The organism is Mesorhizobium argentiipisi (SeqCode) (assembly GCF_037179585.1).
GTDB classification, from domain to species: Bacteria; Pseudomonadota; Alphaproteobacteria; order Rhizobiales; family Rhizobiaceae; genus Mesorhizobium; species Mesorhizobium argentiipisi.
Genome location: NZ_JAPYKO010000003.1, coordinates 75,613 through 100,699 on the forward strand (window position 1 = coordinate 75,613; position 25,087 = coordinate 100,699).

Here is a 25,087-nt window from a genome sequence, read left to right on the forward strand (position 1 = left end):
AGCGCAGCCGGGCGCGCCAGCGGTTTTTCTGTGGAATTCCTTCTTCGCTCGAAGGAAATCAGAGTTTCCAGGATCGCCTGGTCTAGGTGAGCCGCGAACTATGATGGCTAATCGTGGATGCCGGCTCCGACACAGAGTCCATGGCCGGTACGATCTTCACAGGCGTCGCGCCAATTCCTAGCGCCTTAACCAATGACAGCTTTCCACCGCTCGCAGCCAAGCGCTTCTGAAGACCTTCGAAGTCCGCGCAAAACGCCGTCTCGGCGTCAACGTCGCCCTTTCTATCAGTCACTCGATGAGGTTCGTCGAATGCTACGGTCCTGATCTGGAGAAGGCTTTCAGGATTTCCTCCGAGCTCGACGCCGTGAGACGGCGACTTCGAGTTTCGCAGCACGACGCGACCGTGTTCTACCCAAGCAGTCTCCATTCCTTGCCTCACTTCGTAGCCCAGCTCCGCCAACCCCTCCAGCATCGCTTGCCTGCGAAGGGTCATAGCTTGTTCATTTCTCAGATTTTCAAGGGCTGACTTGGCTTCGTCCAATGCGGTCTCTAACTCGTCCTTCGCTGTCACCGTCGCCAACGCTTGCTCAATTGCGCGAATGCGTTCTTTTGCGGTTTGACTGCCAAGGATGGTGAATTCGGCCCGAATGCCCTCTAGCTCGCTCCTGATCTCAATCTTCTGCACGGCTTCGCGCCGCGCAGCCGACAGCTCTATGGTGAGGCTGTCGGCCAGCAGGCCGCGCCGAGTGCCACTTTCTGCAGCGACCGCGTCTAACCGTGCAGCGAACGTCGTAGCTGCTTCCGGATCGAAAATACGCAGTTCGTCTAATTTCCGGTCGAGCGCAGCGACGAGAGGGTCGTCGACAAAGTCTCCGCTTTGCCCTTCAAGCCAGGTGGCAAGACTCGTTCGTTCTTCTCCAACTCCAAGTGAATCAGCAAGTGCGCGCTGTCGATCGGATATGCCCCCATCTGAACCTGCAAGGGCCAAATCGGAAAATGCAGCGCTGATGGCTTTCCGAATAGCCTCGTCCGAATGCCGAGACGGATCTGAAAGCTCCTCTGGTACTGGCAGATCTTTGTCACGCAATGATCTCGCGAGGGTTTCTGCTGAGCGCCTGAGTTGATGAGCACGCTTCCTTGTTACGGCTGCCGCGTCGGCGGTCGCATTCATGCGCCGGTCCATGTCAGATTTGAGGAACGATATTTCAGCGGGAATGCGCTTCTGGACTTCCGCAAAATTGTCGCCGGCGAGCAGGGCTCGCATCGCCCTCACACGATCACGGGTCTGATCGATGTCTTGCTGGTCGACGCATCGGTTCCTCTCACCGAAACGTTCCCAAGAACCAACCATTGCCTCGAAAGCAGCGATCTGGCCTTCGCAGATTGCAACCAGTTCCTCACGAGTAACAATTCGCACCACCTTCGGACCGCTCATTCCGCCGCCTCCCTGTACAAGGCGCTTTCAATAGCTGCCTTGAGCCGTAGCCGCTCTTCGTCACCGGTGTGATACCAGCCGTGGGAAGATACGCGGTAGACGTGTGGAATTGCTCGACGCAGAACGGCCGGGCGCCAAATCTCCCTTGCACGAGCGCTTGCAAGAATTCGGTGACGTGGGGCGTCGCACTCGATGCCGATGCCATAGAGGCCGGTTCGAGGGTTCTCGACAGCGATGTCTATGCCGAAGGCGCTTCCGTCGTTCACGGCGTGAGCTGTGACTGCCAGGCTGGACACGTAGTCAAAAACAGACTTTGCGAACCCGTCGAAGTCGCTGTCGTTTTCGTTCTTGCCACCATTTCTTTCTGTGACCATGCGCCCAAGCAGTGTTCGCCCGGCTTCGAACTCGCCGCTCGACACAGCGGTTGCGTACTCCATGTAACCTTGGAGATAGTCACGGGGAATGGAGGGGCGCCTTCGGCTCGCCAACATGTCCGATATCTCGGCAATTGGCATCGAAGTCACCATAATTATCTTAGATTTGGCGCGGGTTACGGCTACGTTTAGCCGACGCTCCCCACCCTTCTGCCCGAGCACACCGAAGTTTCTACGGAAGCTACCTTGCGCATTTCGCCCGAAGGTTGACGAAAAGATTATGTAGTCGCGTTCGTCGCCTTGAACGTTTTCCACGTTCTTTACGAAGAAGCCGACGTCCTCACCCTTCTCAACCCGGTCTCGTTCCTTAGCCAGAATGGCACGAAACCATTCATCATTGTCGGCGGCATCGTCCAACATTTCCTCGATCAGGTCGGCCTGTTTTCGGTTGAACGTGACAACACCGGTGGTCGGAAGTCGTCCGCCAGATCTCCAGATCGAAGCGACAACCTCGACGATCTTCTGGGCTTCGGCTTTATTGGTTTGGTCCTGATATTCCCCATCCACTTTGATGACCTCTATTGGGCGGGTTCTGCGTATCTCTTCATCTGGATGCCTAACTGGAATGTTGAGCCGATTTGCATAGAAGGATGCGTTCGAGAAGCCTATGAGTTCGCGGTATTCGGACCGATAATGGATCTGTAGAGTGGTAGTCGGCAGAACTGCCTTGGCGAGTTGGAGCAAGTCTGGGCAGTCTTTGATCTCTCGCCGGTTCCAAGTCTCCTCGTAGCTTTCGCGCTCAGCTTCAGTGGCATTTTCCTCTGGCTCATCGCCATCGAAAACGTCGGCTTCGTCATTCTCAACTTTGCTGGAGAAGAAGGCGGTTGGGGGCATCTGCTTCTCGTCGCCGCTGACAATAACCACTTGCCCGCGAAACAGTGTCGGAAGTGCATATTCTACTGGCATCTGCGAGGCTTCGTCATAAATGACGACATCGAACAACCCCCTGCGAAGCGGCAAGACGCGGCTCGCCACGTCCGGGTTCATCAGCCAAACCGGACGAAGTTCCAATAGGCCGAGATCCGGACCCTTCTCCATGAACTCGCGAAGCCGTTGAGCCCTTTGGCCCCGCAATCTGGTAATCGGCTCCCATTCCCGATCAGAAGCGACCTTCGTGAAGTCTATTCCGTTGGTCAGCATCTGCCGGTTTGCGCGGCGCATCGACTGTTCCGCCTCAAAGAGAGATCGAATCTTGCTCGTCAGTTCCGCTGCCTCGTACAAGAGTACCGGATATGTCGCTTCTAGCCGCGTCTTCCAGACCAGAAGCGCCTCCCGCCTAATTATCCGACGCGTTTCGTCCTCGAGGCGTTCAGCAGGTATCGCCGCTAGCTCGTGCGACTTCGGCCTAAGCAGCCGGAAGATTTCAAGCGCCTCTGACGACAATGCACTGATGCGCAGCCTAAAGCGTTGATAGGGCTCCAATTTCGCCAATGTCCGCACGATCGGCTCGATGGCAGCGGCATTTGCTTGATCGACTTCGACTAAGTGAACGCAGTGTGCGATCCATTTCTGTTCAAACCACTGCGCCAGATTACTGACGGCTGCTCGGCTAAATTGTTTCGCCTCATACCGTTCGAACGCCTGCTCAATGCTATCCCTGAGACTCTCGAATGCGGACAACGTTCCGGCCTTGAGAGTGGCCTCCATCCTGGTGGGTTCCGGATACGCCCGGGCAATATCAGCAAGTTCCTGCGCTTTGGAAACGGACAACGCCCGATCGCTGGCTAGCCGACCAAGATGAGTAGGATCGAGTTCCAATAGCAAGGAGGCTTGCTCTTGGATCTCGCCGAGCGCAGACACAAGTTCTCGCCTAATCGGTCTAAGGCTGCGTTCCCAAAGAGTTGCCTCGAGGAATGTGCGCGGATCGTCGGGGTTTAGCGCGAGATCCGTGAGAAGCGCTCGCAGCTTCCTACCTCGCATCCAGCGGAACGGATTTAATCGGCCCAGCGAAGACGGCTCCGCGGTAACTAAAGTGGCAAGGTCGTTCGAACCCGAAAGCTCTGCATCGGAAAAAGCGACTGCCCGTTTAACATATCCAACCGGTGGGGGCGGCCCTCCGATGGCCACAAATTTCTCCGCCAGTTGCTCGAGCCGCTTAACGAGTTGCAAAGCTGGGCTCAACCCGTCCGGATTCCGGCTGAAAAGATCATACCACCGAACGAGTTCGCTCCGCCGTTCTTCTGTGAGCCCGAGAAATTCCGCGTCGTGTGCCGCGTGCCAGCTTCGGTAGGGCTCTGGCTCTGCCATTGGGGACGCATTAGCGGTGCGAGCGAGAACGCTGATACGCTCTGCCTCCCTCCGTACGAACGCAATCAGATCTTCTTTGAACGCCTCAACATTCGCCGGATCAGGGTTGAAGATCTTCAGCACTGCAAGGGGATTGTCTTCGAAGTCAGCAGGTAGCCAGTAACGCACATGTGGCCCGCACGTCTCTTCGAGCGCAGAAACTTCCGCCGGCACGAGGGCTGAGAGAACCCGACGCAGTGTCGGGACATTCAACGGAGCGTGTCCCTGCTCTATTTTTATCAGCTCTCCAAGGATGGCTCGGTAGGTGAGTCCAGTTTGCTCGTCCTCTGCATGCAGCGCCTCGTGATGCTTGTCGAGCTCACCTTCCACGGATTCAATGCGTTGAGCCAAGCTCTGGCGATCGCGACGCCACGCCTGGCCGGAAAATGCACCGCGCCGGCTTTCTAGCTGGTCTCGGATTGCCTTGAGCATCGGCTCTCGGTCGCCGTTCATGTCTGTGACCATAACAAGGCGGCCATCTAGCCCCTCTGCTACGAGCCTCTTTTTTACGACCTCAAGGGCAGCTTGCTTCTGGCAGATGACCAGCAGGCTCTTCTTTCTGCCGATCGCATCGGCGACCATGTTAACAATCGTCTGGCTTTTCCCCGTTCCCGGGGGCCCTTCGATCAGCAGGCCAGGAGCATTACGGGCTTCCAGAACAGCCGCTTCCTGTGAGGGGTCACTGTCAACAGTGAAATACCTATCCGCTTCAGGAACAGGAGCCCGGAACGCCAGACTGGGTTCCGTTTCGGCGACCTTCAGAGTTGTTTCCAGCCCACTGCCACTTAGATCCTTACTCTTCAGCTGCCGCAGATCTTCAGCTATCGCTTGCCCCATGTAGGCAAGGTGAAAAAAAACAGCAGAGCAAGAGATCAGCGGTCTGCCGAAATCCGCTTGTGCATCCTTATTCGGCAGTCGGTCCAGCGTTCTGCCTGTGGGATCAGCGAGATTGCCAAAGCCATCAATGACATCGGAGGCAGTAAGGGTAGCTCGACCGAGGAGATCCTTGGCAGCGTCTTGCCAACGGCGCGCAGCATCTATGCCGATCATCCCCTCGAAAGCGGGATTGAGGCGAACTTCCTCTCGGTCGCGGTCGAAGACAATCGATGCATGCCCGCGATTACCGACCTCCGGGATGACCTTGATCGGCCATAACAGGATTGGCGCTATCTTCGTCTTGGTTCGATCATCTCGATGAAGCAAAAACGGGAAGCCAAGATAAAGCCCGTCGATGCCGGTATCTCGCTTGTAGAGTGTTGCGTGAGAATGCAGCGAGCGGAGTCGCCGCTCAAGGGTCTCTGACATTGCGAAGGCTGCAGGATCCAATTCCTCGGCTCTCTCGGTTCTGGCCAGCAGGTGATCTAGTAGCGCCGCCGCCGGCCTTCTCTCGGTTCCGAGTTCGACGATGTCCACTCGAGGTGTCGTCTTACCGATAACCATTCGCGTCAGTGGCCCTCGCAGAATGCTGCCAGTCACCTTCTTCGAGAAGTAGTCGAGCAGCGTCGCGACGTAAGCCTGCTTTGGCGGTTCCTTCCAGCTTTGCGAAGGAATCGAGAGCAGCACTACCGCCCTTTCAATTGCTATTCGGCGGTCAAGGCGGAAACGGTCTGACCATTCGTCGACGCGCTCGATCCCACATCTTGCGAAGCCTTCGAGCCGTTCGTCTATCATCTTGTGCAGGTCGCGCCGGGAATTGCCTAGCATCTGCCGAAGTTCGCCGTCATCAACTGGTGGCACGCCCGCTCGACGTGCTTCTTCTTGAGCCCGGTCCATAATCTCGTCGACCGACCTGAACTGCGATACTTCGGCGGACAAAAGGAGAATTAAGTCCTCCTCCGTCGTCTGGCGCCTCTCTATCAGAGAAACAAGGCCGGGATGCTCTGTGTCGGGCAGGATTCGGCGCCGGTCCTCCAATAGCGCACCCAGTCTCGCCTTTGAAGTGGACAGGAGATGTATCTGGAGCTCATCCTCGTTCAGAGCGATGCTGAATTGCTGTGCCTTTGACCGAACCGATTCGCCCCGCAGCCTTAGACGCCGAAGCCATTCTTCTGCACCAAGGCGCCCTAAAAATTCGGTAGCCGGGCCGAAGATGAGCTCCGTTCCCTCCTGGGGATGGTCGAGAAGCCAACCGGGCGTAACGATGTTGCCTTTGACAACAAGTGGCATCGCCGGGTGAAGCACCTTGAGCGCCATGGCCAGCCTAAGATCTTCAGAAAGTCCCTCGACATGACCGAGACGTCGGATCGCGGACTGCATGGAAGGATCGAGGCCCGCGTCTTCAGCCCACGCCGCGATCACTCCGCGCGCCGCTTGATTTCGTGCTTCGTCCCAATTCGCGGGTTGTGCCGCAGCCAGGGCATAGCCGGAGGCTTTCCTAAAACTCTTGCCGCCGAGGTTGATCCCGGCATGGCCCTCCGTGTCTACGCCACGCTCGGCCTCAGGAGGTAATTCGACATGCTTGCCCTCAAGCCATGCTCGAACTTCTTGCCACTGCCATCTGGTGCGGTGATCCCGAGCAAGCAGACCGTGCAGTAGCTGACTTAAGCCCGGATCAATGTCCTGGGGGATTTCAACGCCGTTCGTCAGCACGTGGATTAGGAAAGCCTGTTCGTTGACGCCTTGGAAGCAATCGCCGCCCGTGACTATCTCAAGTACGATTATACCCAGACTCCACCAGTCCGAGGCAGCTGCTACGCCGCCGGCGATGGTTTCTGGAGCCATGTAGCGAGTGGTCTCAAGAGGGGCGACCACGTCAAGATCGTAGTCAGAGAGCCTCGCCGAGCCGAAGCCTGTCACCACAAGATCCAGCGGATCGGCGCTCCTCACCAATATGTTGGCTGCCCTGAGGTCCCGATGTCTTAACCCGGATTGAGAGAATGACCCGAGCGCTTTGCCGATCTCATAGATGACACTCCGGACAGCTTCCAGGTTTCGCCCGTCAGGCCTCGCCTCCTCCAGAGTTCCGCCTTTAATATCCTCACTGATCTCATAGGACCGGTCTTCCCACCGACCCACCTCAAAAATCTCAGGAAGGTGGTCGTGGGGCATAGTTCTGAGAGCGTCGTATACCGAAACGTCGGGCTCAGAGCCGTCAGCAAATAAGGACAAGACACCTCTTCGCTCGCTGTTGCCGTGCGAGACGACGAACCGTTCGCATACTGCACTCGACGACGGCAGTCGTCGTTCGATCGTCCAGCCCGCGATCTCCGTCGGTACATGAACCGAGATTGGTCCTGCATCTGGGATCGCGGAGGCTCCCAACGACGATCGCTCCGCGTCAACCTCGCCGACTTCGACGCCGCAAGCTATGCAAATTAGATCGCCTTCCGAGACTTCGTGGCCGTTTGAACAGCGCCTCAAAACTGACTTCTCATTTGGCGAGGGCGGCGCAGTATCGTGGCCGTGGCCGCGTTCGCGGATCGGTGTCAACGAAAGATCCCAGTTGCACGTAGCCCCATCTGGCAGTTGCCCTTGGCAGAAGATTTCGCTCAAAGGGCGCTCAGTGTTGCAATTAGGGCAAAATCTAATCATGGCTTGCTCTATTCGATCGGTCTTGGCTCGTTTCGACGCGGTGCCCTTGGCTGGCCAATAGGCGGGCGAGGCGATTTAGATCTTCCTTACCAGGAACGCCCACCATCCAGATCTCGCCGGATGGATCGACCATCATATCGAGCCTCTTTTCGTCCGGCCGGATTGGCCGTTCAAAGGAGGCAAGGCGTGCCTTGCCCAATTCTGTCAAAAGATGGAGCCGCTGGTTGTCGCTACCCCTCAAGGCGAGTGTTTGGGTAGAGCCGATATCATACGGGTCGGAGATGAGAGCGTCGATAAGCCCACCCATGTTTCGAAGGTGGTGGTCAAGGGCCTCGAAGGGGTATCCTGAATAGACCAGAACATCCAATCGCGATCCCTGTCGGATTGCCCGCAACAGAGTGGCCAATGCGTTAGGCTGGTCGAAAGGTTCTCCGCCCGAAATGGTGATGCCGCTTGCTTTTGGAATCCATCGCGTGACGGCATCCACAGCCTGCTCGACAGTCGTCATGCCCCTTTTTTGAGCCCAGGTGTCGGCTGAAATGCAGCCAGGGCAACGGATCGAGCACCCTTGAAACCAGATGCCGATCCGAGATCCTGGCCCCAGTGTTGTGACTGGGAAATGGAGCCGTGATAGAGCAAGGGGCGTCGTCATGTCAGTCTGCTGCTCTCGCTCAACTTGACCGACGTAACGGCCCCGTACGTTATGTCGGTGATTTCAAAAGAGCCGCCGGCTGCTTCCGCGTCAAAGAGAGCGCGAGAAAGAGGGTTCGCCAAGTGGGCCTCGATCATGTTTCTGATGCCGCGGCCGCCATTTGTCAGGTCGTGTAGACACAACTCGCGAAGCGCCGAGTAGGCTTTCTCGCTTATCGCGAGGGAGTATCCCAAGGACTTGGAGTTCTCGAGAAGTGCGGAAACAATTTGGTCAAAAATTTGCTCCGCGACGGGGCGTCGGATGAAGTCGAATACGATGATGTTTTCGCCGATCCGATTTAAAATTTCTGGCCGGTTCAGAACCAGCTTAAAATGTCGTTCGATCTCGTCGCGAACCTTCGTTGCAACACTCTCATACGGCTCGTCGGGTTGGACGCTCGCGATCCTCTGTCCCCCTACATCAGTCTTGTAGATTCCCAGGTTAGACGTGAACAGAATGACTGCCTCTGAGAAGTAGACGCGATCGCCGCGACCTGAGGTCAGGACGCCATCGTCGAGAATCTGAAGGAACTTATCGAGAATTCGCGGATGAGCTTTTTCAATCTCGTCGAAAAGCACGACACTGAACGGCTTCTCACGGATGGCGTTCGTCAGCTCGCCGCCGACGTCATAGCCTACGTAGCCAGGCGGCGCGCCGATTAGCCGCTGGTCCGCGTGCTCGGCACTGAACTCTGACATGTCGAAGCGGATATATGCAGTTTCGTCTCCAAAGAGCAGACTTGTCACAGTTTTTGCGAGCTCGGTTTTGCCCACCCCGGTAGGACCAGCAAGGAAAGCAACACCACGTGGCCGGTTGCCCGAGCCTGTACGCCCAATGCCTGTAACGGCTCGCTTGATAATGTCGAGCATGTGGACAACAGCGTGATGCTGACCTTTTAGGCGAGAGGCAATAAACTCATCAGCCCCCGCGATCGTCTTTCGATCAAGGCGGCGCCACGGGTCCTCAGTTACCCCAACCTTGTATCGCCTTACGGCATCACCGATCTCGGACACCCGCAGGCCCTCATTCCTGCTCAATTGAGTGATGGCGCTCATGTCCATGAGCAGAAGCCCGTCCGTAAGGCTTACAAACATATCGACAGCTATTTCAAGTTCGTTTGATGGCGTCTCTCGGGCGCCCGGCAAGCTCTGGAGGAGCGTCCCGGCGAGAGCCTTGCGGGTCATCCCGTCAGGCGGCGAAATCGCGATATGACGGATCCTCGGGTTGCCTACGGTGAGAAAGTCGGGGAGGTCCGCTTCACGATCTGCCAACCAAATTACTGTGTTGAAAAACGGTTTTCTGGCTTCGCCAGCGGGCCGCGGTGATGCTGTGTGGGACACGACTTGTGCGCGTGAGAACAACATGTGCTCGGCTGGGGAAAGCACATCACTGCGGTTCACCAATCGCGATGCAAAATCAACTATCAGTGCGGTTGGCTTTTCCTTGGACCTAACAAACCCGTCAATCACCGCCGCGAGTACTTCAATTCCAGCTCCCGAGGGGTTCTCCGAGCCTAGGCCCGCCTTCGCCATCGCGGCCTGCAGCTCATCGCCGGTTCCCCCATTTGGAAGGCTGAATCCGGAGAATGGTCGGAACGAGATGACTTGCTCGTAGCCGCTGCCCTTCAGTTCGCGTTCCAGACAATGCAAAAGAGGGACAGCGGCGATTGTACCTGCTTCGACTTCTGACGCCTGCAAGTCCCTGATGTTGCCTGTAAGCACGAACTGGCTTTTCAGCGACAAAAATCGGGTGAGATCTCTAAGCCAACGGGGCTTAGAATAGGAAGAACTGTTCACGCGCCCCCCGAGGCTGGCGTCTTCCATGACGCCTTTGCAGAAAGATGCCCGCCCACGATTGGATTCGAGTTGGACCGGGCCAAACCTTATGTGACTTTTAGAAAACCAGGGTAGGAGAAAGTGGGTCCGGAGCCAAGTTCCGTTTGCGCGCATGCTTACGAAAGGGAAATGCTAAGGCGACGATATCGCAATTTTTATTCCAAGGGTGAGACTGGTCGGGGCGCATGCTTCGATCAGCAAACGATCAATTGCTGCGCCCGATCTATTATTTCATGGGTCGAACCCCGAGCTGATTCAACGCGTTTTTGTAGTGCTCCCGAAGCCGGGCTACGAGAAACTAGTATCAACGACGTTAGACATTTCGAGATAGCGGCAGAAGCCATTAGCAAGCTGCATCTGGCGCGGCGTCCGACACTCCGGCTCGAACACGCCCGGATTGGCCACGAGAATGCACAGTGCCTTGGCGCGGGAGGTAGCCACGTTGAGCCGGTTCGCGCTGTAGAGGAACTCCATGCCACGCGGGGCGTCGGCATGACTGGAGGTCGTGATGGAATAGATTACAATCGGTGCCTCCTGCCCTTGGAACTTGTCAACCGTCCCGACCCGCGCGCCTGGGAGGCGCGCCTGGATTTCAAAGACCTGTGCATTGTATGGCGCGATAACTAGGATGTCGTTCAGGGTGAGCGACGCATCGTTACCCTCGCGGTCGCGCCAACCTGCACCTGAAGCAAGGATCCCCAGCACAATATTGCAGATACGGTCAGCCTCCTCCGGGCTGGAATTCTGGTTGCCGCTGTGCTGCACCGGAACATAGCGCAGGCCGCTCCCGCCAAGCGGGCCGTCCATCAGGATGGTCTGGTTCTCGAGACCCGGACGGGGAAGGAGGCGGCTTTCGTAAAACAGCTCGGAGGTAAAACGGCAGATGTCGGGATGGAGGCGCCAGGTCTGGTCGAGGAACAGGCCCTCGTCCTCGGCGATGGTCTGCCGTCCGCCGAGAAGGTGGTCGAGGGCCGAGACCTCCGTACCCTCGGGGTGCGAGCCCTGCATCGGCTGCTCAAGCTGCTGGGGATCGCCAAGCAGGACAAGGCTGGCGGCGGCCGGCGATATCGCAAGCACATTGGCGAGAGACATCTGCGCGGCCTCATCCACGAACAGCACGTCGACGAGGCCAGCTGCATCGGGCCTGGCCCACAGGAACCCCGTGCCGCCGAGGACGTGGTAGCTGCTCGCAAAGGCGCCGAGGGCCTCGGGGTTCTTTGTGGTGAAGGTGAGGTGCGGGACATTGTCTTCCGCATCCGTGACCTTGTGCAAGCACTGCAGGTCGAAGCCTTCCTTCGCTGCTTCCTCGGCGGCCTTCGCGAGCAGGTTGCGAATGACCTTGTGGCTGTTGGCGGTCACCCCGACGCGAAGGCCGGCCCTGACCAACGCAAGGATCGCGTAGGCGCCGGTATGGGTCTTGCCCGCGCCCGGCGGCCCCTGGATGGCGAGCACGCCCTGCAAGGTCGAGGCGAGGCGGCAGGCCGCATCGACCGGGCTCTCGCCCGGCTGGTGCAGCGCCGCGCCTCCGGCATCGGGCGGCCGCAGCAGCAGCAAATCGCGCGCCGCCTTATAGGCACCGGGACCGGCAATGCCACGATCGGCCACGTATTCGCCGATCTGCACCAGGGACTCGGCCAGAACACCCGTATCGATGTAGGTGTGGGCGAAGATAGCTTCGGGGTGAAAACCGGCAGTATCGCCCCGCTTCTTGATGTCGATGAACCGATGTTCCAGGTCGACGGCCTCGACTTTGCCGAACCGCTCGCCGCCGACGCTGCGCAAATCCTCCCCGCCGCGAAACTCCGCGTCCTGCGGGGGAAATCGATAGCGGTGGATAGGCGCCTTGACGGTTCCGCCCACGCTACCCACCAACTCGAGGCCGGCGATGCCTGCCCGCTCGTCCTCCAACTCGTCCGCGGACAGCGCCGCCAGGCGGAAATATTCCCACCAGATCGCCTTCTCTTCCCGGCGATGCCAGTCGAGCACGTTCGCCAGCACGTAGAGCGCCTGCTGCTCGGCGCTGCGCTCCGCGGAGTCCACCGGAATTCCATCGGTCAGCACGGCCGCTACCGCATCGATTCGCGCCTGCCAGGCGGTAATATCCGGGGGAGCCTTCTCTCCAGGCGGAGCCGGCCGGGGAACCTCCAAGCCTGAAGCGACCGCATCAGTCCGCAGGCTCTCCAGCCAGTCCCGAAGCCGCTCCGTCGAGACACAATCATCTTGGTTATAGCCCGTCACGACGGCCCGATCATCCGCATTGATGCCGCCTGCGTCCCCGAGCTCCAGACGGGCCTGGACCTTGCTCAAGGCATAGTTGGCATCGGGCAGCGACACCGCGCGAGCGAATTCGTAGAGCGGCTCCAGCCTCTTTATGGAATAGCTCTCGACGCTGGCGCGGATGGCGTGGCGGACCACAGCGTAGAGATCGACCAGGACCAGCCCGCGCAGCAGCGTGTCGATCTCTTCCTCGCGCGTGGCGTAGCGCCCCATCAGGCGTTTGAGCGCGCCCACCTCATAGGCCGCGTAGTGATAAATGTGCATGCCGGGATGGTGCGCGCGCCGCTCGATCACGAAATCGACGAAGCGCTCAAAGGAGGCCTTCTCATCGGCCGGCGTGAGGCACCAGTCGGCTACGTAGGTGAGCACGCCCTTCGCGTCTTTGAAGGCATAGCCGAAGAGATATTCGAGGCCGCCTTCGCCGACGAAGGGGTCGCCTTCGAGATCGAAGAAGATGTCGCCGTCGTCCGGCTCCGGCAGGCGGCACAGGCCAAGGCCCGGTTCTATCGGCAGCGCTTCATGCAGCAACTGCCCGGCCGCGCGCCCCGCGACCTGGATCCGGCCCTGCTCCCGGATGCGATTGTAGGACGAGACGGCGCCGCGATCCGGTTTCCACGGCAGCGGCAGCGGCAGCTCGGCCAGCGCAGTCATGGTGACGACGTCGTGGCCGGCGAGCTCGCCGCGCTGCACGGCCGTGATCCCCGCCACAAGGGAGAGGTGATCGTCCTGGTGGCGCTGGTCGTCGCATCGGCCCCGCCAGCGGCAGATGTCGCAATGAGCGACCGGCTCCGGATAGCTGCCGCCGTTTCCATTTAAGGACGCGGCGAAGCGTTCCCGGACGTTGCGGTAGTAGGCTGCATAGTCGCTGATCCGGAAAACCTCCGGCTCGAAGCCGGTAAGGGGCGCGACAACGTAGGCGTATTCTGGCACGAGGCCCTGCAGCCGCCCGACGAGGTCAGAATAGAGGCAGAGCTGCAGCACCGTCCCGCCCTTGGTTTCGCGGGCGAGCTTGGTGTCGATGACTTCATAGGACCAGGCGCCAAGATCGCTTGGTGTCTCGACGCGCCGGAGGATGTCGGCCCGGCCCGTGAAGGGCGACGCGCGCAGCGCAGCCTGCACAATGATCGGAACGCCGGCGCGCATCGCCTCAATCGTGGCGGCCACCGAGCCGCCATCAATGCCCTTGCCCTCGATGACCGCGACCGTAAAGCCGGACGCCCGCAGGTGATCGACATATGCAGCCTCGTGCGCGGCGCCGCGCAGCTGCAGTATCTCTAGCAACGGGTCCCAGATCTTCGGTTTCGCGAGTGCGCCGTCCGCCACCTGATGGTCAAGCGCCGTCAGGTGGCCGCAGTTCAAGTGGCCGACCAGGTCGGAGGCGCTCAACTGTAATTCGGAGCCGATTCTCAGCATAACAAGTCTCCGGAGTTAGTAACAGTACGGCAAGGGAGAAGAAGGCCGCTAAATAACCCTCATTTCCATACGAAATCACCGGACCTCACCGCGTGTTGAGCCGTTAACGCGGCCGTCTCGATTTCCGTGCAAAAAAGCCATTCCCGATCATTCGATATTACGCCGACGAGCTATATGCAAACTCAAAGGAGCAGCTGTATCCAGCCGCTCCATTCTCTGCGATCGGCCGCGACGATGACAGTTTTTCCGCCTTCTCGTACTTAAAGTAGCTACCCCGGCTATTGGCAGGATTCGAAACCGGCGTTCGCAGAGAGTATTGGCGTGATTGACCCGCGCTCGCCGCCTTGATCGGTGGCGGACGCGCAATGCCACAGGTCGTTCACGTGCTCGGCTTCGAGCACACCTACCGCTGCGTGTGATCTTCGTGACCTTGGCGGCCGCTGCCGCCTTAGCTACGCAGTCGACGATGCGGTATAGTGATCGAACTCCGGACATCGGAGTTTCGATCTGGTTCGGGCCGAAGCCAGAGCCGATCACAGGCGTCGCATCCGTGATCGATGGCGATACGATCGAGATCCACAGCCAGCGGATCCGCTTCAATGGCATCGATACTCCAGAGACTAAGCAGTATTGCAGCGATGCTAAGGGGTTTGACTATCCGTGCGGGCGCCGGTCAGCCGAGGCACTGGATGCCTTCCTAACGGCCTCCGGGCCGGTGCAATGCAAGTTCGTGACCTGGGACCGATATCACCGGTTTGTCGGAGACTGCCAGCGTGCGGACGGCGTCGGTGTAGCCGCGTAGATGGTCGAGCACGGCCAAGCACTGGACTGGCCTCCCTACAGCCGCGGCGAATATTCGGCGCAGCAGGCGAAGGCGGAGGCGGCAAAGCTGGGCGTGTGGGCTGGAGCCTTCCAGGAGCCTTGGGAATGGCGCGCCGAGCACGCGGATAGCGCTCCTTCGTCCAAGCCCGGTCCGAATCATCACCCGCCGTCAGGTCGCGCAAACCGGATATTCATGCGAACCGCGGCGATACTGCTCTCAAATCAGCTCGTGTGAAGAGGCTCGCTGGTATCTCGAGAACTGCTCGTGGGGAGGCAAACTCGACCGAGACAAGGATGGCATCCCTTGCGAGGGCCTTTGCTAGTGATGACCGTCCGCCGCCTGCAAAGTCTTAGCGCGACTGGATTCCGGTCGGCTGTTTGGGTACCCAGCACACAAGCGGACATTCGAGACAGTGCGAAGGTCCGGGATCAGCCCAAAGCGGACGTTGCTTTGCTCGAGCTATTACCAGCCGTCTTACGCTCGGCCTACTTGCGACCCGAACCATGCCCCTTCGGAAGCTGAGAGCCGGGTGAGCGCTGGCCAACTTAGAAGGCTGATGACTGATGCACAGACCGGAAGAGCCCTTGCTGGTCGTCTCGTCCTTCGAGTGCTCGCCCCTCTCGCACGAGGCGGCGGCATTCCACGAGGACGGACCATGGTATCTCATTGAGCTCGTCGGCGATGTCCGCAAAGCTGCGGAAATGATTGGTTAGACGCTCGGCCACCCGCACTCGAAGCTCCGCACGTTCGTGCGAATGCCATGGCTCGCCAATCCAAAAAACCACATCATCCCACAAAATGAAGTGTGCCCTGCACCCTGTATCGCGCCAAACAGAGGGAAATAGGGTGGTCGCCCCGTCTTTCTGATAAAGGCGCCACGCGGGGCCGGCGCGCGGGTCCAGGTTAACGGTGAGAATGTCGCCGCAGCCGTCTGGGCAGCGCATTACGAGGGAGCGAGGCACTCCCCGCTCTACCACAACAACGTCACCCGCATCCCTTGCGAGCGCAAGTGCATCGGCTTGATGCGCGACCGTTCCTCGGAGGTGCGCCTTTCGGCGCAAACTGCGTGCCATCGGCTACATTTCTTCAACAAGCGCCGAGGCGCAACGATAGGCACACTTGCCGAGATCGTCGGGCATCCTTGCGTAGAAGAGAATGGAGGCGCACACAGCGAGGTTGTACTCCGCGCGAATGTCGACATTGTGGAGCTTTGCTGAGGCGAGAGCCTGCATTCTCACCGCTTCGAGCGCTGCCACGCGATGCCGCGCGCTCTCGGAAAGCCCAAGCCGATTTCCTAAGTTCATCGAAAACAGGTCTCCGCTATACAAAGACAGCAAGAGTTCGGCGGGGAGAAAGTTCGGGCCAGCAAAGGTTTCATCGAATCCCAACCCTACGTCGAGCCGCGCGCAGTCGTATGAAAGTGGAAAGCGCACGTCGGATGTGAAGTCAATGAGCACCGGCATTGAGGTCCCATTATACACGAACACGTTTCGGATATTGAGATCACCATGAGCTCGAACAACGGGCCAAGATTGCGGCGGCAGCCCGTACAGCTTCGCTCTGAGTTCCTCAGGCTGGCGGACCCTATGACCATCTGCAGTAACGGCCCCGTAGGTGATTGGCAGCTGTTTTGCAAAGTCACGCGGTTCCCACCCGGCCTGTGGCAGGAAGGTCTCGAAACTCCCCGAAGAGGGCTCGGCATGGCTCCGCAGGTGCGCAAGCAGATCCGTATAGATCGAGGTGACCGCGGCAGTCGCATCTCGCCCAAGAAGGGCGGTATCAAGACGTGTTGCGCTTTCAATGAAACGGAAGACCGCGAAGCGGCGCGTGCTGCCGCGTACGCAACGCTCGGGGCATAGTGGAGCGCATCCGCGAAAGGGTACGTGGTCGGCGACCTCCGCGTGGGTGTAAATTGCGATGCCGATGCCCGCTGCTGGCCCACACTTAACGGCGAACGGGCGCCGAATGCTTCCGTCGTACAAGGTGGGAAGCACGCTCCACACACCGTCGATCCGGGAGCGGCCACCGTCTTCTCTCTTTATCTCAATCTTCGCGAAATCAGCGAAGGCGCGCCGAAAGAGCAACTCGATCTCAGGATCCAGATCGGGAACGCCGCCGCCCTGAATCGAGATCGCTAAGGCGCTGTTATGAGCAGGGCCGCAGTCGCGTCGCGCTATCTCTTCTGCCACCATGGGCAGGGCCAATCGTGTGCGTACGACCACTTGCGTAATCACGGATGACGGAGGCTCCGTTTCGCGCGTTGGACGTGCGAACTGCGCTAGCGAAGACGCAACTGAACTCAGAGTGTGTTGAACGAGGGCCTCTTCGCCAGGATTGCATAGTACGACGACAAGGGTCTCGGATTTCGCTGCCGTGATCAGGTTATGGGCGAGGCGCTTCGCGAGTTTCTGTTCCTCGTGTGGTGTCTTCAGGTCACCGGCCTGGATGAGCAAGGCCCGCGCACCCGGGCCAGCCAGCTCGTCTACGGTCTTGTAAGGTTCAAGCGCTAAGCGCCGGTTGACGAACTCGGCTGCATCTGGAAGGTCGCCAATCACATAGACCTTGGTTCGACCTCCCGCCGTCATGACTGTCGCCAGATCATCGGCCATGTGTCACCCTTTGCGAGCGCGTACAGCGTTCCGCACACGACGCATGAAGGATTAGGGTTCGACTTCACCGGACGCACGATCCCCTCGATCGGCCTGCCTACCACGTGTCGGGCATCGCCTGGGAAGCCGACCATGGCAGAGAGAAACATGGAAACGGCCATTGACGATGTGGCCGCATTGATCGAGATGACAGCAGGTTGTGGTTCGAACGTGCCAACGATGTACGGATCGGTCGATGGGTCAACCATCAGGTCCCGTCGAACGGCATTCGGATCTAGCAGTGGATAGCAATTGAGGCACGCAAGGCCCTCCGCGAGCATCTGCACCCGCGTAGACATCGCTGCCACCACGCCACTCTTGGCGTCGATCCGGACCCCTACGTCAATCATGGGCAAGCGGTATTGATAGGAGAGCTGATTGAGAACCGCGCGGCTGCCGTGGGAGTCGGTGCAGCAAAACACAAAGGCGCAAGCGAGAAGAGAGCGCCCAACATCCTCTTCGAGTATAGACCCGCAAACACCCTTTGCCACAATGCTGCTTCGCGCACGCGACGCAGCTCTGGCGGCGACGGTAACCTTTGGCTGACCGACGTCCTCCCCGGTGGCACCGATCAGGCGATTCAGGTTGGTCTCCTCAACGATCTCCGGATCAATCAAGAGTATTTGTCCAACCCCAAGGCGCGACAATTCCTCAACGACGATGGAGCCGGTCCCGCCGACTCCGACCACACCGATCCGCAGCTGCGACAGCAGCAGCTGCCCGTCACGCCCGAATGCCCGAACGTTTCGGTCGAAAAACGGCTCCCGTGGTTCCGCGTCAGGCAGGCGGCGGTCGATGTAGTTCACAACGCGGCCGATTTCTTGGACGGCGTCGACTTCGAAGAGGGTCTTCCCCTCTTCATCGAACAGTCGGGCTTCAAAACCGCCGGGACCCACGACCAGAAAGCCGTGGGGCCCCGGTGTGCGGGCGAAAAGCGAAGGGGCAAGCGTCTTCTGCGCTAGGTCATCCACCGATGAAAAATGAACGTCCTGCTGGAATGGATGGCTGTGCGCGAGAACAAGACCGCCTCCGAGCAGGCGCGCGCGTTTTAACGCCCGGGCTACGAAGCTCGGACTCAGCGATGCGATGTTGCCACTTCTCTCAAGGTAGTCGTCAGCCTCCGCCACCTCGATGTCGCGCACAACCACACGGACGCCTCCATCATAGTTACCGCCAACGACTACGAGGGCCGCCGCCGTCTCCCTATTCGCATCCGTCAACAGAGCGGTGCGCAGATTGCTCCACTGTTCTGGGGCGAAAACGAGGGACGTCATCGAACCTCTCTGAGGCGCTGCCTGACAACGTTCACGTATGTTCCAAGATTGTCGCTATTGGGATCCCACCTGACCGGATGCCAAGAAAACCAGACGGACCCAGGTGCGATACCGGGTACGTCCTGGATACCGGTGTTTTGCGGGGGCGTGCCGTTCTCCAAACGAAGGCCAGGAGATGTCCAAAAGCAATCTGGCGCCGCCTGAGGATAGCCTGCGGGCACTACGAGGGAGAGGTCGACCTCGGCGACATTCCAACCGGCCGGCATGGGCACCTCCGGAATAGTGACGACCTGCGTTCCATTAGCTTGTTTCGCGATCGTCGCATTCGGAAAACGCGCCCTCAACGCCACGAATTGTTCTTCGGTAATCGACATCAGCCAAACGTCGCCGGAGGGACAGTGTAAAAGTGCATCCCGTTTTTGATGGATACCGCAGAGGTATCCCCGACAACTTCATCCGGATCGCTGCCATGCCCCTCTAGGAAGAGCTGGTACTGCTGGTCCTTGTGAGCGAGCTCTTTCAGCTGGGCGCCAGTCATGGTTGTCTGCTCAACCTCGAAGTGCTGGCCATCAATGTGGATCGAGAAACGCGGGTGATCTTCCTTGGCCATCTCAGCTCTCCGTCCGGTTCATGCTCTGGTCCGCTAGCAGAATTTTGTCTAACCGTGAAGTGGCGCGTTCCGAGAGATCGGCGGCGGCGCTCCTCTTCTTGACAAGCGTACCGTGCGGCCGGCCCGGGCATTTCCGAACCCTTTTTGGGCTGACAACTCCGCGGGCCTCAGTCACGGATGTCCGCTTTTGGCGCAAAGCTGCCATTCTGAAGTGCCTACCCCTCGCGGCTTCCGCCAATTCGCCAACGAGATGGATGGCGGCGCGCACTTGGTAATGCATCGCTCCGAAGGTGAATCGGCCGGCGCTCATTGGGCGGGGGCTTTGTGGTTTAAATGAGCGCCGGCCGGGCGGTTCGCTCGGATCCGCCGCGGCCGGACTGATAGCAGAGCCGGCTCCCGTGGGAATGGCGCGATCGCGTAACCCCTTGCGTTCATGCTCGTATGCGCCAGCCTCCGTTGGATGATGACCGATCGCTATGACGCCCGCTGGGAGGAAGAGGGTTCCTGGACCGTGTTCGACGTGTTCACCGGCGAGCCCTACGAACGCGGTTGTTTGGTGCTGATCGGCATGCCCTTCTTGCAAGCGGACGACCTAACCCGCTTTTTGAACGCGGCAGATAGAGGGCGGCACACGCTTCGTGACGCGTCGTCAGATGGGCGGATCGGTTCGAAGAGGCGGTAGTGGCCAGCGCTGTTAGACATCCAGGAACCTTACCACCGAGGGGCGTTGCTAGTTTGCCGTTTGTGCATCTTGGGAGTCCAAATCCAGAAAATCATTGCCGCTGTGGACGTGTGACCTGCACACTTATCTGCCGCCGCATGAGGGTTCGCAATCCGCAGGCCGGTCGTTCAGGAGTTTGTCGACCACAGCTCATGTCCGCCGAGATCGGGGGGCGAGATCAGGTTCTTGAGTCGACTTTCGCGAACCGGTTCGTAAGCTATTGATATAAAGACCACGTCAGTCGCAGAGGGCCGTCTGCAAATAGGCAGCGTTAAGCCGCCGAGGCCGTAAAACGCCCCTATCGATCTTTTCGCTATGCGGTGCCCCTCCCTGACCGACTTCGGGAGGTCATTCATCATTGATCGGAACGCAACAACGCTCCGGTTGAGCATCGGTTCACTTCCGCACCGCACGATTCGAACGAGCCGAGTTCGATAGGGCTGACGCGCCAACCACCCCCTCAGGGCAAGAAAGGGGCTTGAAAATGGCACCTATCCGAGGCGAACGCGGTTGGATACATCTGAAAAGACGCCAAAACATCGGTGCTTGTACCACTTTCCCCGCTTGAAAATTGCGGATGGCTTGCGCGGCCGGTATGCAGGATGGCATCTTAGCTCGGAAATAATTGCACGGCACTTTAAACCTCGCTCGTGACAACTGAGGACTATTTCTGACCGCGAATGCCTCTCCCTCTAAGCTGCTGAGCAATCACCTGGTATGGACGGTGTTGCGTGATCGCCGGAATTTCGTGGTGCGTGTCGTCGAGCCCAGCGTCTACGCACCTGCCGCCCATAGTGACATCTTCGAGCAGGTCATCATAGAACTTATCAATCCGACGCCGCGTGCGATGGATGGCTATACCAAGACCAGCTTCCAAGCAGGTGCGCCATTCGACCTACTCACTTTCCCCGAAGCATTCGCGCCGACAGAGGCCTTGCTGTCGGTGTTGCGGTCGCTCAGCCAAGTTCAGACGCTTGGCTGTATTCATGTCGGGCTTCGTCCGGACAGCGATGATAAAGGCCATCTCTTCTCGAACTCCGAGATCTGGTCACTCCTTGATGCCTTGCTCGCTCTCCCGGATATCGTGCCGCAGGATCTCGCGCCTTTTTGTTCGTGGTTCGAGAACCAGCCGGCAAACCTCCATTTCAATCTGGGCTGCCTGTTCACGCTGGATGTGGACGCACACCCACGTGTTTGTATTCATCCCAAGCTGGTGCGTTCGCAGTATGAGTACAGCCCTCTTCCGGAGAGGACGATGGAGGAAGCGAACCTGTTTTCGCTAGTGACGCTGTTGCCTGCCGACAAGCGCTTCCTGTCGGTGACGATCCAGCCATTGATCTGCTCGGACGTCCTCAACCTCCCGACTGAACGCGCTATACCCTGTCCGCTCGCTGCGGTGAACACCGCCGAGACACCGTTCGAAAACCCGCCTGATCATATCGACGTGGTGTCCGTCCCGACCCACACGCCCCAAATCGAATACGGGCCGAAAGCGACTCAGCCGCGCCCGCGGGAATGGCACCTGGAATTTCGCGACACGTTCTGCCGAGCGGCGCAAAGCGGCGAGTTGCCACGCCATCACTTCGCGACCTTCATCCTTTCGAACTTCGAGACGCTGAACAAAGGATTGAAAGGAGGGCTGTCCGGCATTTTCCAACCGATTGATCCGCGTGAGGAGCAACTGCACCCTGCGGTCGGCTTGAATCGCTACGGGCGCAGCAGGAATGATGGTGGGAACAATGCCTGGCATCAGTCCGCACCGGGCGAACCGGGAGACTGGCAATGGCGTGGCTATATCGCCGCGCTGACACAGCCCTCCAAAGATGAGGCGGTGCGCGTTCTCGGGTTCAACCTTTCTAGCATGCTGCGCGATTCATCGATGTGGCGGCCAATCAGCGCGCCAAACAGCTGTGAGATATTGCTTGGCCGCTGGCAGTCGCCCAATCACCTTGCATTCACCGACTGGAAGGCAGACCAACCATGATGGAACCCGGCACTGTACGAATGATCAGCTTCGGTAACGACGCTCCGGCATGGGTAGCGCTGAGCCATTTCCTCTCCGCCGGTCTGGTCCGCGAGCTCTGCGCCGCGACCATCGACGCAACAAGTGACGGCACGATCCAACTCGGCGACTTGTGTATCGAGCAGATCTCGGTCGCCCCCCCGCACCTAGCTACCTGGACGATCCGCCTCAAAACCGGCCAGGAAGGCTTGGCGACCTACCTACAGAATGTGCTGCGTGTCTTGACGTGGCAATCCGATGCTCGCCTCCACTATGATGATAACCCCATTCCGGAAGCATTTCGTGAAAGGTGCCGGACGATCGCATCTGCCTTAGAACTGGCCACCGTGGACTTCTCCTCCATCAGCTATTGGCTTGCCAGCACCGAGGGTGGATCCGCTTCCCTGAACGTGATCGGGAAATCAATCGGCGTTGTCGCCGCCATTGGTGACGGAGCGGACCCGGCGACCATTCGAATGGCCGACGAAGCTCTTGCTTCGCTCGCCCCTCCATTGCGGATCGTCGCCACAAAGCATCTGGGCGACCTCGCGCTGGAGGCGGACCGCCCGAGTCTCGCCGGCGCGCTTTACGAGACGACGCAACGCTTGTGCGAAGGTCTTTCTGATCGAACTTGGTCCGAGATCGTCGAACCCGTTGCGGACATGACGCTCCAATCGCTTGCGACCGTCTCCGGCATGGCAGGGTCGCTCAAAACCACCTACGCCATGCTCGGTGCGGTTCAGGCACCGGAAATCCTTGTGAGTAGGCCCTTGATCGCGCTGAATGCGGCGCTGGCGGCAATGCATGCCGGCTATCAAAGCGCAGATGGACTGTTTTTTCAGGATGTGCGCGCCTGCGTGCTCGACACCCCCCTGCTCCAATACTCGCACAATCTCGGCGCGCCCCTTGATCATTGGGCTAAGAAGAAGTTCACCGACGCTCATCGATGCTTCTGGGCTGCGCTACGCCGTCTGAACGCGCTGGGCGGTGCCACGCTTTCGACCGAGGCAATGGGACTCTACGGGCGGTCGCTTTTCGACGAACTATACGAACAGATCGGGCGTCATCGTCAGCAGGACAGGTTCGATCTTGCGCTGCGGCTGGTGATCAGCAGCGGGCGCGACGATGCCGTGGGGCCCGAAGCCAGCCGCGAGGATCTTGTCGATGCCTATGTGACACAAGAGGTGATCGGCTTGGCGACGGAAGTCGCCGAGAGGCATAGCGGCGTCCGGCGCGAGCGTCTGAATGTGCTGGTGAAGCTCTTCGTCGCCTGGCTGGGCACGTTAAGCGCCGAAAAAGATCAGCTCGCGCGTCTGTTAATTGATGCCATCGCAAAACTTGCTCAGGAATCACCAGGAGACTCATTGATCCAAGGGCATAGCCTGCCGAAGACAAGCCTTGTCGCAATCAAGGAAATTGCACGAAAACGCCCTGAATTTGTGCATTCCGCTTCCCGGATCATTGCCGATGCGATCCTTGCCGGCTTTGCTGCCCAGAGATTTGACCTGATTGTAGCTGGTCTGGAAGCGGCGGTCGGCTGTGCGGTGGCATTTGCCCCCGATGATCTGGCCCGTCTCGCAGATGCCACTCTCACCATTCTCGAGAATAGGCTGCCATCAGAGAGCGCCTGGCCGATCGTCTCACCCGCCATCACCTTCATTGCCTGCGATGAGGTGCAGGCGCTTTGGGCGGAAAACTCAGAATTCGGATCCCGGTGCGCACAAACGATCTTGCGACACGGTCTCGGCGGCGCGACGGAAGGCACCCGTCTCCTCGCCCTGCTCGACGAGATTCTTCCTCATCTCGATGCTCCGGTTGCGCAGGACGAGCGCATTCAGGAGGTCGTTCGGACGGTGCGGGACGGCGCCCTGAAGTCGAACCACTCGGGCGTCACGGGAAATATCTCGGTGCTGTTCGCCACGCCTGCGCTGGCCGGCCGTGACGGTATCGACGATGCCGTGCGCGGCCTGATTGCCCTGCTGGGCACGGCAACGACGCAGCGGCACAACATTGCCATCGCGTCTGCCTACCAGCCTCTCAACACCCTGACCTACCGACTGGACGTGATCGCCGAGGCCCTGTCCCTCTCGCCAAGCGACTTGGATGCGCTGCTTGATCCGATCGTGAGCGCGCTTGAACAGTTCTGGCGAGCGGCTCGGCACAATTCGTTGCTCTTTGCACCCTTCGCAATCCCATTGCCCACGGCGCCGAACCTCATCACCGTACAGAATTGGGCTTTTGTGACCCTCGGCTTCGCGCGGCGGGCAGGCGTGTTCGACCGTCTCAGAAAGGTCGTCGAAGAGGCTGCGGACAATGATCAACTCGCCAGGCCGATCGCGCTGGCACAGGCTGTCCGCATGACGGCGGGCGATCCGATTTCGCTCGATCCGGATGCCATCTGTTTGGAGCGTCGCGAGCCCTTCTACGCAGCCTTGGGCGAGCGCCTGACCTACATCGCGGCGATACCGACGAGTGAGCATACGACAAGGGCGGTCTCGGCTCTTGTCGAGCGGTGTCTGGCCCTTGGCCCCAACGGCCTTGATGCGGGCGTGTTTGTCATCGCGTTACGCCAAGAGGCGATCGAACTTCCGACTGCCGCCTTCAAAAGTTACCAACAACGTCTCGAACGCAATCGCGCATTGATGCAGGGCTTGTTCCCGCTGTTTCGATCGCTGACGAAGCAAAGTGTGTAATAATCGTCTTCGTGGCAGCGTAGAAGCTGCCGGCGGACAACCACGGGATCGGCGACGCAGACAACGAACGACCATAGGTTAGGCGCAAAGCTGCGATTCTGAAGGGCGTCCACCCATCGCGGCTTCAGCCAATTCGCGAACGCCGAGCCCAACCAACCCACAGCTGGGCCAGCTTCGCCATATTGTGCCGAACAAGCTTTCTTGCTGGCGCGTACCGAATCATCGTTGCAGATGATGTGCTGTCTTGGCAGCGTGAAATGCCGCCTTTGCGACCGCTGCACGTCGTGTTGGAAGCAGGACATGGTTGGGCCAGAATTGCCGCTAAGCAAACCTGGCCGGATACTCAACTGTTCTCAAATGTGCTGTTGATCCGCCACAGGTGCGTGGCGGATTACTATCCGATCGAGCGCCCTT

At 59.1% G+C, this 25,087-nt stretch carries 15 protein-coding genes and 1 pseudogene; 6 read left to right on the forward strand and 10 right to left on the reverse strand.

Features of this window, described 5'->3' with window-relative positions; genetic code table 11:
• Positions 1–82: 82 nt before the first annotated feature.
• The 5 genes from O7A05_RS05930 to O7A05_RS05950 all read right to left on the reverse strand — a co-directional run bounded on the left by O7A05_RS05930 (position 83) and on the right by O7A05_RS05950 (position 13,902).
• Positions 83–1,435, reverse strand: a complete 1,353-nt coding sequence (locus O7A05_RS05930) for a hypothetical protein (RefSeq protein ID WP_337092057.1) — start codon at positions 1,433–1,435, stop codon at positions 83–85.
• Complete coding sequence (locus O7A05_RS05935; RefSeq protein ID WP_337092058.1) at positions 1,432–7,584, reverse strand: protein kinase domain-containing protein; 6,153 nt, start codon at positions 7,582–7,584, stop codon at positions 1,432–1,434. The genes O7A05_RS05930 and O7A05_RS05935 overlap by 4 nt, the downstream gene beginning before the upstream one ends.
• Positions 7,585–7,678: 94 nt before the next feature.
• On the reverse strand, positions 7,679–8,338 hold the full coding sequence (locus O7A05_RS05940; protein ID WP_337092059.1) for a 4Fe-4S single cluster domain-containing protein: 660 nt from the start codon (positions 8,336–8,338) through the stop codon (positions 7,679–7,681).
• On the reverse strand, positions 8,335–10,200 hold the full coding sequence (locus O7A05_RS05945) for an AAA family ATPase (protein ID WP_337092060.1): 1,866 nt from the start codon (positions 10,198–10,200) through the stop codon (positions 8,335–8,337). The genes O7A05_RS05940 and O7A05_RS05945 overlap by 4 nt, the downstream gene beginning before the upstream one ends.
• Positions 10,201–10,500: 300 nt before the next feature.
• Positions 10,501–13,902, reverse strand: coding sequence for a TM0106 family RecB-like putative nuclease (locus O7A05_RS05950; protein ID WP_337092061.1), 3,402 nt, complete (start codon positions 13,900–13,902; stop codon positions 10,501–10,503).
• 550 nt (positions 13,903–14,452) lie between these two features.
• Between O7A05_RS05950 and O7A05_RS05955 the strand changes: the two genes are divergently transcribed.
• From O7A05_RS05955 to O7A05_RS05965, 3 genes are all read left to right on the forward strand, one after another.
• On the forward strand, positions 14,453–14,704 hold the full coding sequence (locus tag O7A05_RS05955) for a thermonuclease family protein (protein WP_337092062.1): 252 nt from the start codon (positions 14,453–14,455) through the stop codon (positions 14,702–14,704).
• 178 nt (positions 14,705–14,882) lie between these two features.
• Positions 14,883–15,047 carry an excalibur calcium-binding domain-containing protein gene (locus O7A05_RS05960; protein ID WP_337092425.1) on the forward strand — a complete coding sequence of 55 codons (165 nt, stop codon included), beginning with the start codon at positions 14,883–14,885 and terminating at the stop codon, positions 15,045–15,047.
• A gap of 241 nt (positions 15,048–15,288) precedes the next feature.
• Complete coding sequence (locus tag O7A05_RS05965; RefSeq protein ID WP_337092063.1) at positions 15,289–15,438, forward strand: hypothetical protein; 150 nt, start codon at positions 15,289–15,291, stop codon at positions 15,436–15,438.
• Positions 15,439–15,510: 72 nt separating this feature from the next.
• Here O7A05_RS05965 and O7A05_RS34340 read toward each other — a convergent pair.
• The 5 genes and pseudogenes from O7A05_RS34340 to O7A05_RS05985 form a co-directional block, all read right to left on the reverse strand.
• Positions 15,511–15,798 (reverse strand): annotated as a pseudogene (locus O7A05_RS34340) (ubiquitination-like system serine protease family protein); the annotation flags it as partial.
• 3 nt (positions 15,799–15,801) lie between these two features.
• Positions 15,802–17,334, reverse strand: a complete 1,533-nt coding sequence (locus tag O7A05_RS05970) for a phosphotransferase (RefSeq protein WP_337092064.1) — start codon at positions 17,332–17,334, stop codon at positions 15,802–15,804.
• Positions 17,307–18,647, reverse strand: coding sequence for a ThiF family adenylyltransferase (locus O7A05_RS05975; RefSeq protein ID WP_337092065.1), 1,341 nt, complete (start codon positions 18,645–18,647; stop codon positions 17,307–17,309). The genes O7A05_RS05970 and O7A05_RS05975 overlap by 28 nt, the downstream gene beginning before the upstream one ends.
• The gene (locus O7A05_RS05980; RefSeq protein ID WP_337092066.1) at positions 18,644–19,021 is read right to left on the reverse strand and encodes an E2/UBC family protein; all 378 of its coding nucleotides are present in this window, start codon (positions 19,019–19,021) and stop codon (positions 18,644–18,646) included. Before O7A05_RS05980 ends, O7A05_RS05975 begins: the two co-directional genes overlap by 4 nt.
• A complete protein-coding gene (locus O7A05_RS05985) occupies positions 19,021–19,257 on the reverse strand; it encodes a multiubiquitin domain-containing protein (RefSeq protein ID WP_337092067.1) in 237 nt (78 codons plus the stop codon). Before O7A05_RS05985 ends, O7A05_RS05980 begins: the two co-directional genes overlap by 1 nt.
• 463 nt (positions 19,258–19,720) lie before the next feature.
• Between O7A05_RS05985 and O7A05_RS05990 the strand changes: the two genes are divergently transcribed.
• The 3 genes from O7A05_RS05990 to O7A05_RS06000 all read left to right on the forward strand — a co-directional run bounded on the left by O7A05_RS05990 (position 19,721) and on the right by O7A05_RS06000 (position 24,673).
• A complete protein-coding gene (locus O7A05_RS05990) occupies positions 19,721–19,939 on the forward strand; it encodes a hypothetical protein (protein WP_337092068.1) in 219 nt (72 codons plus the stop codon).
• Positions 19,940–20,729: 790 nt separating this feature from the next.
• Positions 20,730–21,962, forward strand: a complete 1,233-nt coding sequence (locus tag O7A05_RS05995) for a hypothetical protein (RefSeq protein ID WP_337092069.1) — start codon at positions 20,730–20,732, stop codon at positions 21,960–21,962.
• 20 nt (positions 21,963–21,982) lie between these two features.
• Positions 21,983–24,673: a hypothetical protein gene (locus tag O7A05_RS06000; protein WP_337092070.1), complete on the forward strand. Its 2,691-nt coding sequence runs from the start codon at positions 21,983–21,985 to the stop codon at positions 24,671–24,673.
• Positions 24,674–25,087 lie beyond the last annotated feature (414 nt).

Excerpts from the sequence above, each read along its gene's own strand:
- O7A05_RS05930 (WP_337092057.1), bottom strand. The coding sequence starts at position 1,435 with ATGAGCGGTCCGAAGGTGGTGCGAATTGTTACTCGTGAGGAACTGGTT.
- O7A05_RS05940 (WP_337092059.1), bottom strand. The coding sequence starts at position 8,338 with ATGACGACGCCCCTTGCTCTATCACGGCTCCATTTCCCAGTCACAACA.
- O7A05_RS05945 (WP_337092060.1), bottom strand. The coding sequence starts at position 10,200 with ATGGAAGACGCCAGCCTCGGGGGGCGCGTGAACAGTTCTTCCTATTCT.
- O7A05_RS05950 (WP_337092061.1), bottom strand. The coding sequence starts at position 13,902 with ATGCTGAGAATCGGCTCCGAATTACAGTTGAGCGCCTCCGACCTGGTC.
- O7A05_RS05965 (WP_337092063.1), top strand. The coding sequence starts at position 15,289 with ATGCACAGACCGGAAGAGCCCTTGCTGGTCGTCTCGTCCTTCGAGTGC.
- O7A05_RS05970 (WP_337092064.1), bottom strand. The coding sequence starts at position 17,334 with ATGGCCGATGATCTGGCGACAGTCATGACGGCGGGAGGTCGAACCAAG.
- O7A05_RS05975 (WP_337092065.1), bottom strand. The coding sequence starts at position 18,647 with ATGACGTCCCTCGTTTTCGCCCCAGAACAGTGGAGCAATCTGCGCACC.
- O7A05_RS05980 (WP_337092066.1), bottom strand. The coding sequence starts at position 19,021 with ATGTCGATTACCGAAGAACAATTCGTGGCGTTGAGGGCGCGTTTTCCG.
- O7A05_RS05985 (WP_337092067.1), bottom strand. The coding sequence starts at position 19,257 with ATGGCCAAGGAAGATCACCCGCGTTTCTCGATCCACATTGATGGCCAG.
- O7A05_RS05990 (WP_337092068.1), top strand. The coding sequence starts at position 19,721 with ATGACCGATCGCTATGACGCCCGCTGGGAGGAAGAGGGTTCCTGGACC.
- O7A05_RS06000 (WP_337092070.1), top strand. The coding sequence starts at position 21,983 with ATGATCAGCTTCGGTAACGACGCTCCGGCATGGGTAGCGCTGAGCCAT.